The sequence below is a fragment of the Streptomyces sp. NPDC007205 genome (genome assembly GCF_040634095.1).
Classification (GTDB): Bacteria; Actinomycetota; Actinomycetes; order Streptomycetales; family Streptomycetaceae; genus Streptomyces.
This window is the reverse complement of sequence record NZ_JBEYEW010000008.1, coordinates 292,974-304,695: the sequence shown is the minus strand read 5'-3', so window position 1 is coordinate 304,695 and position 11,722 is coordinate 292,974. Positions and strand designations below refer to the sequence as shown.

Genomic DNA, 11,722 nt, shown 5'->3' with positions numbered 1-11,722 from the left:
GGCTGACCGGGCCGGCCCGGCGGGCGCTCGGACTGCGGCTGCCGGCCGCGCTGGTCCTCGGCTGCCACAAGGCGTGTGCGGGGCGCGGCCGCTCGCTGGCCACCGTGGCCCGGCTGACGCTGCCGCTGCTGCTGATCGTGGTGGCGCTCAGCGCCTGGACCACGATCGACCGCTTCCACAGCAGCCCGGAGCGTGTGGGCATGCCGACGTCCCTCACGGTCCGCTCCGACGGCGCCATGGACACGTCCGCGGTACGGGCCCTGCTCACCGCCGATCACCGGGTCACCGGCGCCTATCCCGGAGTCGAGGTCGCCGCGCTGGTCCCCGGCCAGACCGGCACCATCGCGCTGCGCGGCGTCGGCACCCGCGACGCGCCCTACCCCTACGCCCTCGCCGAGGGCCGGACCGCACGGGGACCGGACGAGGCGGTGGCCGGCCAGGGCCTGCTGGACCTGCTGCACGCGCGGGTGGGTGACTGGGTGCGCATGACGGTGGGCGACCGGCCGCAGATCCTGCACATCGTGGGCCGGAGCATCGAACCGCAGAACGCAGGGCGGGTCGTCACCACCTCCCTGGACACCCTCCGCGAGAACGACCCCGGCCTGTCACCGGCCTTCTACGAGCTGCGGCTGCGCCCCGGCGCCGACCCGCAGCGCGTGGCCACCGCGCTGTCCACGGCCGGCCGGGGCCACCTGGACGTGCACCCCGTGGACAACCCCGCCGACGGGCTGTCCGCACTGCGCGCCGTGGTCGCCGGGCTGATCGCCGTGCTGGCCCTGATCGGTCTGGTCGAGCTGCTCACCGCCATCGGCGGCAGCGTCCGCGAGGGCGAGCGGGATGTGCTGGCGCTGAAGGCGATCGGCATGTCCCCGCGGCAGATCACGGCGATCACCGTCACGGCGACGAGCTGTACGGCGCTGGCCGCGGTGCTCGCCGGTACGGCGCTGGGGCTGCCGCTGGCCCGCCGGCTGATCGACGCCGAGGGCAGCTCCAGCGGTATCGGTGCCGGCATCGCCCAGTCCCCCTCGCCCGCGCTGCTGCTCTCCCTGGGCGCGGCAGCCGTGCTCGGGGCGGCGGCGCTCGCCGCACTGCCCGCGGCCCGCGCGGCACGCAGACGGCTCGCGGACACGCTGAGCGCGGTGGCCTGACGGAGGTCGGCGGGCAGAGGGTCAGGGGTCAGCGGGTCAGCGGGTCAGCGGGTCAGCGGGTCAGCGGGTCAGGAAGCCGGCTTCTGCCACTGCTCGGGGTGGGCCCGGATCTTCGCGAGCAGACCGGAGAAGACGTCACCGTCGAACAGCACGCCGTTGTACTCGGCGGGGACGCGTACGTCGTTGATGTCGGCGGTGGGGGTGCCGGGGCCCTTGGGTCCCTGCGCTCCGCCCGCCTCCTCGTACGCCTTCTCCGACCGGGTCACGAACGAGCGGTACTTCATGGTCTTCACGGCCGAGTCGAAGTCCGGCCCGCGCAGTCCTGGGACCCGCCCGGCCAGCTTCAGCAGATACGCGTCGGTGAAGCCGTCGACGCTCTCGGCGGGCTGGTGGGCGTAGAGCACGTCGTGGTACTCGGCGAACTTGCCCTTGTCCAGCGCGGCCCGCAGGGCGTTGACCGCCTTCTCCGACCCGGAGCCGGTGAGCCGGGCGTCCAGGAAGGAGGCGAGGGTGTACTGGGTCTTCGCCTCCCGCCGGACGGTCGCCGCGCGCAGCCGCGGGGCGCCGCCGGTGGTCTCGAACTCCTTGCACACGGGGCACCGCGGGTCCTCGTACAGGTGCACGGCCACCGGGGCGGCCGGGTCCCCGACCATGATGGTCGTCCCGTCCTTCCCCAGCCGCTCCGGAACCTCCGACAGCCCGGCGTAGCCCGGCCGGGCAGGGCTCGTGGCCTTCCCCTTGGCCACGGACCCGTCGTCCTCGGACCCCGCCGACTGGTGTCCGCTGCCGCAACCGACCGCCGACATCCCGATGACGGCCGCCGCGACCGACGCGGCGAACCCTCTGTGCACCATGCGCCTTCCTCCCCTGAAGATCACTCGAAACCTTAAGGGATCGGCAAAGAAAACACACAGCAAGGGTCGCCACGACGGCTCGTCCCTCTGGTCAGCTCCGGCCGCGCAGCTCCCGGTATCTCGCGACCAGCGCCTTGGTCGAGGCGTCGAGGCCTGGGACCTCGGCTCCCTCCGTGAGGGCCGGCTCGACCCGCTTGGCGAGGACCTTGCCCAGCTCCACGCCCCACTGGTCGAAGGAGTCGATGTTCCACACCGCGCCCTGTACGAACACCTTGTGTTCGTACAGCGCGACCAGCTGGCCGAGGACGGACGGGGTCAGTTCCTTCGCCAGGATGGTCGTCGTCGGCCGGTTGCCCTGGAAGGTCTTGTGCGGGACGAGCTCCTCCGGGACGCCCTCCGCGCGGACCTCCTCGGCGGTCTTGCCGAAGGCGAGCGCCTGGGTCTGGGCGAAGAAGTTGGCCATCAACAGGTCGTGCTGGGCCTTCAGTTCACCGCTCAGCTCGGCCACCGGCTCGGCGAAGCCGATGAAGTCCGCCGGGATCAGCTTGGTGCCCTGGTGGATCAACTGGTAGTAGGCGTGCTGGCCGTTGGTGCCGGGCGTGCCCCAGACGATCGGCCCGGTCTGCCAGTCGACCGGCCTGCCGTCCCGCGCCACGTACTTGCCGTTGGACTCCATGTCCAGCTGCTGGAGGTAGGCGGTGAACTTCGACAGATAGTGGCTGTAGGGCAGGACGGCATGCGACTGGGCGTCGTGGAAGTTGTCGTACCAGATGCCCAACAGGCCGAGCAGCAGTGGTGCGTTGGCCTCGGCGGGCGCGGTGCGGAAGTGGTCGTCGATCAGCCGGAAGCCGTCCAGCATCTCCCGGAAACGGTCGGGCCCGATCGCGATCATCAGGGAGAGGCCGATCGCCGAGTCGTACGAGTACCGGCCGCCGACCCAGTCCCAGAACTCGAACATGTTGGCCGTGTCGATGCCGAACTCGGCGACCTTCTCGGCGTTCGTGGACAGGGCGACGAAGTGCTTGGCCACCGCGCTGTCGTCACCGAGCGCGTCCAGCACCCAGGTACGGGCGGAGGTGGCGTTGGTGATCGTCTCGATGGTGGTGAAGGTCTTGGAGGCAATGATGAACAGCGTCTCGGCCGGGTCCAGGTCCCGGGTGGCCTCGTGCAGGTCGGCACCGTCCACGTTGGAGACGAAGCGGACCGTCAGCTCGCGGTCGGTGAAGCTGCGCAGCACTTCGTAAGCCATGGCAGGGCCGAGGTCGGAGCCGCCGATGCCGATGTTGATCACGTTCTTGATGCGCCTGCCGGTGTGGCCGGTCCAGGCGCCGGAGCGGACGCGGTCGGCGAAGTCGCTCATCTTGTCGAGTACGGCGTGCACGGCCGGCACCACGTTCTGCCCGTCGACCTCGATCACCGCGTCGCGCGGGGCGCGCAGGGCGGTGTGCAGCACCGCGCGGTTCTCGGTGACGTTGATCTTCTCGCCGCGGAACATGGCGTCCCGGAGGCCGAACACGTCCGTGGCTGCGGCCAGCTCGCGCAGCAGCCGCAGCGTCTCGTCGGTGACCAGGTGCTTCGAGTAGTCGAGATACAGATCACCGACCTGGAGCGTGTACCCCTCACCGCGCGCCGGATCGGCGGCGAACAGCTCCGTGAGATGGGTGTCGGCCAGCTCCTCCCGGTGCTTGGCCAGAGCGGTCCATTCGGGCGTCTGGTTGAGCCTGGTACGGCCGTCTGCGTTCATTTCCGACTTCCGCCTTCTTTCGTGCCTGTCCCAGCGGTTCCAACCTAATTGATCAAAGCGCGGCGTGAGCCGTCGTGACGCCGTCGTCCGGCGCAACAAGAGGTACGTCCGGCTTGCGGGCCGGTATCAGCGCGGGCCCCGGCGACGGCGAGGGTACGGAAGGCGGAGCTGACCCGGCCGAGCGTGTCGGCGGGGGCACGCTGCCGCATCGCGTCCGCAGGGCGCCCATGCCGGTGTTGCACAGGGCCGTGGAGGCGTTGCCGAACAGGGTCTGGAGCCGTGTCAGGGTGAAGGCCAGGGCGATGAGCAGGGGCCGGTCGGTCAGCGAGGCCGCGAGCAGCGGCAGCGCGGCCGTACGCAGCACGTCGCCGAAGCTGGACAGCACGGCGGCGCTCCACAACCGCCCGGATCCTCCGCGCCACGCGGGCGCATGCCTCTCCACCGTCTCGACCGACGCCACAACTCCCCCTCTCGGTTCTCGCCTTCACGAAAAACCGTAGAGGGTGCCACTGACAACGGGCCGGCCGCGAGCGGCGCAAGACGGCTCCGGCCAGGCGCCTCAAGGCACCCGGCCGGTGTCAAGTGTCAGATCTCGCCCCGCAGTTTGGCGAGCGCCTCGGCGAGGATCGCCTCGCCGTCCGCGTCGCTGCGCCGCTCCCGTACATACGCGAGATGCGTCTTGTACGGTTCGGTACGCGGTGGGTCCGGCGGGTTGTCCCGGTCCTGGCCGGCCGGGAAGCCGCAGCGGGGGCAGTCCCAGGTGTCGGGAACCTGCGCGTCGCTGGCGAAGCTCGGCTGCGTCTCGTGCCCGTTGGAGCACCAGAAGGAGATGCGCAGACGCGGCGCGGACTCGCCGCGCTCGGCCTCGCCCATCGGCCCCGCCCCGACCCGGCTTCCCCGGATCGCGTTGCCACTTGCCACGGTCGTAACTCCCTGCGTAATGGTGCCGCGAAGCGAGTCGGCGTTTCGCTTCGCCGCGAGCGCCTCAGTCTACGTAAGGCCCAACGCGCGTCCAGTGATTCGAGTTACAAGGTCCCCGCTCATAGACGCAAGCCCCATGATAGGCCGCGCTCAGGAGCGCGTACCGAACATGGGGCCTTACGTACCGAATAAGCGTGATGTGGGCGCTGCGCGAGTGCCGGCTGTCCGCCTTCAGCTGCTCGTCTTCAGCTGTTCGTCTTCATGAGGATGCCGAGGACGATGACGCTCGCGAACCACAGCACACCGATCACGATGGTGATCCGGTCGAGGTTGCGCTCGGCGACCGAGGAGCCGCCGACGGAGGACTGCATGCCGCCACCGAACATGTCGGAGAGACCGCCGCCCTTCCCCTTGTGCATCAGCACCAGCAGCATCAGCAGCAGGCTGAAGACGATCAGGGCGATCGAGAACCCCAAAACCACGGCTGGACCAACTTCCTCGGATTCGGATGGAGACGGGGGCACAGCCTCTCGGCCGTGCCCCCGCAAGGGTACGACGTATCGCCGCTACCGCCTACTCACAGCTCGTGTCACTGATCGCGGAAGCGCACGATCTTGACGAACTCGTCGGCGTCCAGGGAGGCGCCGCCGACCAGGGCGCCGTCGATGTCGGCCTGGTCCATGATCTCGGCGACGTTGCCCGACTTCACGGAGCCGCCGTACTGGATGCGGACCTTGTCGGCCAGGTCCTGCGAGTACAGCTCGGCGAGCTTGGCGCGGATGGCGGCGCAGACCTCCTGGGCGTCCTCGGCGCCGCAGACCTTGCCGGTGCCGATGGCCCAGACGGGCTCGTAGGCGATCACGACGGTCTCGGCCTGCTCGGCCGGGAGATCCTTCAGACCGCCCTCGACCTGGGCGAGGGTGTGGGTGACATGGTTGCCCGCCTCACGGACGTCCAGCTCCTCGCCGACGCACAGGATCGGGGTGAGGCCGTGCTTGTAGGCGGCCTTGACCTTGGCGTTGACCAGCTCGTCGGTCTCGTTGTGGTACTGGCGGCGCTCGGAGTGGCCGATGACCACGTAGGTGCACTTCAGCTTGGCCAGCATCGGGCCGGAGATCTCACCGGTGTAGGCACCGGAGTCATGCTGCGAGATGTCCTGGGCGCCGTACTTGATCTTGAGCTTGTCGCCGTCGACCAGCGTCTGCACGGAGCGCAGGTCGGTGAAGGGCGGCAGGACGGCGACCTCGACGGCCTCGTAGTCCTTGTCGGCCAGGGCGAAGGCGAGCTTCTGGACGTGCGCGATGGCCTCGAGGTGGTTGAGGTTCATCTTCCAGTTGCCCGCCATGATCGGCGTGCGGCCAGAAGAAATCGGTGCTGCCAAGGGTCAGTCCTCCAGTGCGGCGAGGCCGGGGAGCGTCTTGCCCTCGAGGTATTCGAGGGAGGCGCCGCCACCGGTCGAGATGTGGCCGAATGCGTTCTCGTCGAAGCCGAGCGTACGCACGGCCGCGGCGGAGTCACCGCCGCCGACGACGGTGAAGCCGTCCGAGTCGACGAGGGCCTGGGCGACCGCCTTGGTGCCCTCGGCGTAGTCGGGGTGCTCGAAGACGCCCATGGGGCCGTTCCAGAACACGGTCTCGGCGTCGGCGAGCTTCGAAGCGTACAGCGCTCGGGTCTTCGGGCCGATGTCCAGGCCCTCCTGGTCGGCGGGGATCCGGTCCGCGTCGACCACGGTGTGCTCGGTCGGGGCCTTGGTCTTCAGGTCCGGGAAGGTCGGGGAGACCACGACGTCGACGGGGAGCACCAGCTCCACGCCCTGCTTCTCGGCGCGCTCCATGTACTCCGTGACGGTCGGGATCTGGTCCTCCTGCAGGAGGGAGATGCCGACCTCGTAGCCCTTGGCCTTGAGGAAGGTGTAGGCCATGCCGCCGCCGATGAGCAGCCGGTCGGCCTTGGCGAGCAGCTGGTCGATGACGGCGAGCTTGTCGGAGACCTTGGCGCCGCCGAGGGCGACCACGTAGGGGCGCTTGACGTCCTCGGTGAGCTGCTTGAGGACGCCGACCTCGGTGGCGATGAGGTAGCCGGCGTAGTGCGGCAGCTTCTTCGCCAGGTCGTAGACCGAGGCGTGCTTGCGGTGCACGGCGCCGAAGCCGTCACCGACGTAGACGTCGGCGAGGGCGGCCAGCTGGTCGGCGAACGCGCCGCGCTCGGCGTCGTCCTTGCTGGTCTCACCGGGGTTGAAGCGCAGGTTCTCCAGGACGGCGACGTGGCCGTCGACGAGCCCCGCGACCGTGTCCTGGGCGGACTGGCCGACGGTGTCGGTGGCGAAGGCCACGGCGGAGCCGAGGAGTTCACCCAGGCGGGAGGCGGCCGGAGCGAGGGAGAAGGCGGGGTCCGGGGCGCCCTTGGGGCGGCCCAGGTGCGAGGCGACGACCACCTTGGCGCCCGCGTCCGCGAGCGCCTTGACGGTGGGCAGGACGGCGCGGATACGGCCGTCGTCGGTGATGGTGCCGCTCGCGAGCGGCACGTTGAGGTCGGCGCGGACGAAGACCCGCTTGCCGCTCACGCCGGCGGCGAGAAGTTCGTCGATCGTCTTCATTGAGTGGACTCCTGGGGAGGGCTCGTGGTGCACCTGATCGTAAAAGGACGTGCTCCGTACGCGGGACAGGGCCCGGGCAGCGCGGCGATGCGCTGCCCGGGCCCTGGTCTCACTGCGAGGTCCTGCTGCGATCAGAGCTGGTTGCCGACGAAGACCGTGAGGTCGACGAGGCGGTTGGAGTAGCCCCACTCGTTGTCGTACCAGCCGATGACCTTCACGTTCTTGCCCTCCTGGACCATGGTCAGGGAGGAGTCGAAGGTGCACGAGGCCGGCTCGTTGACGATGTCGGAGGAGACGATCGCGTCCTCGGTGTACTCGAGGAGGCCCTTCAGCTCGCCCTCGGCGGCCTTCTGGAAGGCGGCGTTGACCTCTTCCTTGGTGACCTCGCGGCCGAGCTCGACGACCAGGTCGGTGACCGAGCCGGTCGGGACCGGGACGCGCATGGCGATGCCGTCCAGCTTGCCCTTGAGCTGCGGCAGGACCAGGGCGGTGGCCTTGGCGGCACCGGTGGTGGTCGGGATGATGTTCTCGGCGGCGGCACGGGCGCGGCGCAGGTCCTTGTGCGGGAAGTCCAGGATGCGCTGGTCGTTCGTGTACGCGTGCACCGTCGTCATCAGGCCCTTGACGATGCCGAAGTTCTCGTCGAGGACCTTCGCCATCGGCGCCACACAGTTGGTGGTGCAGGAGGCGTTGGAGATGACGTGGTGGTTCGCCGGGTCGTACTTGTCCTGGTTGACACCCATCACGATGGTGATGTCCTCGTCCTTGGCCGGAGCCGAGATGAGGACCTTCTTGGCGCCGCCCGCGATGTGCTTCGCGGCGTCTTCCTTCTTGGTGAAGATGCCGGTCGACTCGATGACGATGTCGACGCCCAGCTCACCCCAGGGGATGTCGGCCGGGTTGCGCTCGGAGAGCACCTTGATGGTGTGGCCGTCGACGGTGATGGTGTCGGCGGTGTGGGAGACCTCCTGCTTGAGGCGACCCAGGATCGTGTCGTACTTGAGCAGGTGAGCGGTGGTAGCGGTGTCACCCAGGTCGTTGACAGCCACAACCTCGATGTCTGCACCCTGCTCCAGCAGCGCGCGGAAGTAGTTACGGCCGATGCGGCCGAAGCCGTTGATGCCTACGCGGATCGTCACGAACCGATCTCCTCGTTGGTACGCCGGCCATGCGGTGCCGGCGAGCTCTGTTTGGGATGTCCCCGACCACCACCGACCCTACCTCCCGGAGAGCCCCGGAGTGACATCGAGATGGCGCATACACGGGCAGGCAGTCCTTACCCGCCAGTAGGGGTACGGACCGTCCCGGAACGGCAGTGGATTCGCCCGTATTCAGCATGGAATGCCGGGCAGTTTTTGCGCTGTCTTCACTCGTTCGTGAGCGGGTCGGCTCACTTGATCAGAACCCCTTCCCCGCACCGTTGAGAGGGCTCCCGCTCACCTGTTGGAACAAGGCGAGCGGGATCTGTCAACGTGGCGGCCCTCACCCACCGAGCGCCGCGAACGCCTTCCTCACCAGGGCTGCCCGATCGGCCGCCGACGACACCTGTTCCAGGCCGAACCCGAGCAGCACGGTGTCGTCCGTGGTAACCGCTCCGTACGTCTGGAAGAGCGCCCCGGTGCGCGCCCAGTCCTTCAGGACGGCCGGGCTGCCCGCGGGCGGTCCGGGCACGTGCCAGGCGCCCAGGGACGACTCGAATCCCTCGGTCTCCCTCGCGGTGCCGCCGACGACGAGCGAGGCGTCGTCGGCGAGGACTCCGTGCCCGCCGGTGCCCGAGTCGGTGATGTAGCCGATCGAGACCTCGACGGACTTCCCCGCGTAGGCGCTCAGGTCGAAGGTGAGCCGCTGCCAGCCACCGGAGCTGCCGGTGAGGCTGTTCCAGGAGCCGGTGGTGCCCGTCGCGGTGCAGGCCTTGCCCGCGAGCGTCAGATAGTGCTTCAGCCACGGGTGCTCGGCGACCAGGAAGCCCTGCCCGCAGTCCGCCGGAACGGCCGTCTTCGTGGCGCCGTCGGCCTCCGGCAGGGTCGTCCAGTCGTCCGCGCCCACGGTGTGCGCCTCGATCACCGCGTGGTCGTAGCCCGGCTCGGTGTCCCACAGCAGCCGGCTGGTCAGGGCCGGCTTGTCGGCGGCGCTGACGCCGGTGAGGTCGATGGTGCGGGTGAGGCGCTTGTAGGCGTCGTCGGTGTGCACGGCGGCGGCCATGTACGACCCGGAGTACGGCCCGTAGGGATTGACGGTCCCGGCGAACCGGCCCGCTCCCGCGCTCTTGAACTGCGGGTGCGTGGCCACGGGCAGCTCGTCGGAGGTGACGCCGTAGACGCCGGCCTTGTCCAGCGGGTTGCCGGGCGCGTCGCCGAGGGCGCCGGTGACGCCGTCCAGGGCGCCGGAGCCGGTGAAGCCGGTGGCTCCCTTGGCCGAGGTACGGCTGTAGGCGCCCAGGTAGTACTGGCTGAAATCGTCCGAGAGGCTGCCGTCGCCGAGTCGGACGCTGCCGCCGGCCAGTTCACCGGCCTCGATCAGCCTGCCGCCCTCGTTGAGGTAGGCACGCAGCTGCAGCTGAGTGGCGTTCGCGGGGCCGTTGGCGCCGGAGTAGTGCACGACCGTCCTGAAGTGCTTCAGCACGCCGAGCGCGTCCGGGACTCCTTGCCTGGCCACGTCCCACACGATCGCCCGGTGCCCGGCCGCCTTGAGCGCGTCGACGTACTTCTGCGCCTGTGTGGCCGTCGTGCCCTCCTCGGCGACGATAAGCGTGTCGGCCGCGGGCCGCTCGGCGACGGTGTACGTGAAGGGGGAGCTGGAGACCTTTTTGCTGCTCTTGCCGCTCTTCGTCACGCCGGTGAACCACACCTCGACCTTGTCGCCCGGCTCGCCGCCGTGCACCTCGGCCCGGTACGCGTCGAAGTACAGGTCGTCCGCGCCGCCGTAGGTCGTGCCGCCCTTCCAGTGCCGCAGCGCCCGGTCGTGGACGCGGCCGCCGTTGACCCGGTACCTCAGTTCCTTGTCACGGATCGCCTTGCGGGCGACCACGGAGACCTCCTGGTCCGCGCCCCGGGAGTACGACGTGGAGAACGCGCCCGGGGTGAAGTCGGCCGCGCTCAGCCCGACCGAGGAGGCCGGCCTGTCCGGGTGTACGGCGGTCTCGGCGACGGAGAGCGCGAACGGGATGTTCTTGGCGAACTCCTGCTGGATCAGCTTCTCGTCGTCGGGGAAGCTGAACTCCGACGGGCAGTCCTCGGGCTTCCAGGCGTCGTTCGGGTCGACGTTCGACGCGGTCTGGCAGGTCGACATCTCCGGAGTGAACATCGCGACGCCGTCGACGTTCGACGCGTGCCCGTCCGCCTCGCCGTTCGTGGTGTACAGCTCCGAGGAGAGCTGCGAGTGGTAGCCGGGGACGGCCGGCTTGTCCGGGGTGCCGGCGAGCGCCTTGTAGAGGACGTCGTCGGGGCTCGGTGTGGCGACCTGCCAGCCGACGCCGTACAGGAGAAGTTCCGCGGCGGAGTGGTAGTTGACGGCGTATCTGAACCCGACGCGTTTCTCGAAGCCGTCCAGCGCCTTGGTCTCGGGCTCCGACTCGGGGCGCGCGCCGCGGTAGGTCTCGCTGGTGGGGTTGGGGGACGAACCCTCGTCGTCGTATCCCCACTTGTAGGGGAAGTTGCGGTTGAGGTCGACGCCGTCGCCCGCGCCGATGACACCGTCGCCGTTGACGTCCCGCAGGTTCTTGCGCCACAGGCGGGTTCCGGCGTTCCTGAACGTGTAGTCGTAGCCGTCGGGGTTGGCCGAGATGACGAACCACAGCTCGGTCGAGTCGACGATCTTCCGAATGCGCCTGTCCGTCCGGTAGTGGTCCAGGTAGTAGTGCATCAGACGCCGGGTCATCTCGGGCGTGATCCACTCACGCGCGTGCTGGTTGGACAGATACAGCACGGACGGCCTGGAGCCGTCCTTCGTCTTCCCGGCGTTCCTGGTCAGCTTGAGGGCGAGGATGTCCTGCCCGTTGACCGTCTTTCCGATGGACTCGACCTTGGTCAGGCCGGGGTTGGCCCGGGCGGTCCGAAGGATCTCCTCCTTCAGGCCGCCGCTGCCGCTGTACGGGCGGAACACGCCCTGCGACGCGGTCCTGACGCGCGCCTGCGCCCGCGCCGACAGGGTGTGCTCGGTGAGGTCGACGCCCTCTTCGCGCAGCGTCGCCGCCTGCTTGCCGGTGAGGTAGACCTCGACCTTGGTCTTCCCGGGTCCGGTGACCTGCCCGCCGAGTTCCTGCCCGTCCTGTCCGGCCTCGAGGAGCAGAGGAATCTGCTGCGGGGTGACGTCGGCGCGGTAGACCCTGACCTCGTCCGAGCCGGACGTCACCGGGTTACCGCTCCGGGCCTGGGCATGGGGCGCGAGGCTCGCTCCGCCGATGAGAAGCGCGCCGACAGCGAGGATCGATTTCGCTCTGTGTCTCATGAACCCCCCTAGC

Annotated in this window: 9 protein-coding genes and 1 pseudogene; 1 reads left to right on the top strand and 9 read right to left on the bottom strand. The window is 69.4% G+C overall.

The features are described from left to right. The coding region (locus ABZ624_RS17070; protein WP_360088575.1) for an FtsX-like permease family protein at positions 1 to 1,148 on the top strand (1,148 nt) is incomplete at its 5' end. A gap of 68 nt (positions 1,149 to 1,216) precedes the next feature. Here ABZ624_RS17070 and ABZ624_RS17065 read toward each other — a convergent pair. From ABZ624_RS17065 to ABZ624_RS17025, 9 genes and pseudogenes are all read right to left on the bottom strand, one after another. Beyond that, a complete protein-coding gene (locus ABZ624_RS17065; RefSeq protein ID WP_360088572.1) occupies positions 1,217 to 2,002 on the bottom strand; it encodes a thioredoxin domain-containing protein in 786 nt (261 codons plus the stop codon). Positions 2,003 to 2,093: 91 nt separating this feature from the next. Then, on the bottom strand, positions 2,094 to 3,746 hold the full coding sequence (gene pgi / locus ABZ624_RS17060; protein ID WP_360088569.1) for a glucose-6-phosphate isomerase: 1,653 nt from the start codon (positions 3,744 to 3,746) through the stop codon (positions 2,094 to 2,096). Between the two features lie 241 nt (positions 3,747 to 3,987). Next, positions 3,988 to 4,206, bottom strand: a pseudogene (locus tag ABZ624_RS17055) (hypothetical protein); the annotation flags it as partial. Between the two features lie 125 nt (positions 4,207 to 4,331). Further along, complete coding sequence (locus ABZ624_RS17050) at positions 4,332 to 4,667, bottom strand: RNA polymerase-binding protein RbpA (protein WP_003957010.1); 336 nt, start codon at positions 4,665 to 4,667, stop codon at positions 4,332 to 4,334. A 245-nt stretch (positions 4,668 to 4,912) separates the two neighbouring features. Beyond that, the gene (secG, locus tag ABZ624_RS17045; RefSeq protein WP_360088620.1) at positions 4,913 to 5,143 is read right to left on the bottom strand and encodes a preprotein translocase subunit SecG; all 231 of its coding nucleotides are present in this window, start codon (positions 5,141 to 5,143) and stop codon (positions 4,913 to 4,915) included. A 113-nt stretch (positions 5,144 to 5,256) separates the two neighbouring features. Next, entirely contained in the window at positions 5,257 to 6,012 is a 756-nt protein-coding gene (gene tpiA / locus ABZ624_RS17040) for a triose-phosphate isomerase (protein WP_360088617.1), read from the bottom strand. 39 nt (positions 6,013 to 6,051) lie between these two features. After that, on the bottom strand, positions 6,052 to 7,263 hold the full coding sequence (locus ABZ624_RS17035; protein ID WP_360088566.1) for a phosphoglycerate kinase: 1,212 nt from the start codon (positions 7,261 to 7,263) through the stop codon (positions 6,052 to 6,054). A 131-nt stretch (positions 7,264 to 7,394) separates the two neighbouring features. After that, positions 7,395 to 8,402, bottom strand: a complete 1,008-nt coding sequence (gap, locus tag ABZ624_RS17030; RefSeq protein ID WP_030347989.1) for a type I glyceraldehyde-3-phosphate dehydrogenase — start codon at positions 8,400 to 8,402, stop codon at positions 7,395 to 7,397. 343 nt (positions 8,403 to 8,745) lie between these two features. Then, a complete protein-coding gene (locus tag ABZ624_RS17025) occupies positions 8,746 to 11,709 on the bottom strand; it encodes a M14 family zinc carboxypeptidase (protein WP_360088563.1) in 2,964 nt (987 codons plus the stop codon). Positions 11,710 to 11,722 lie beyond the last annotated feature (13 nt).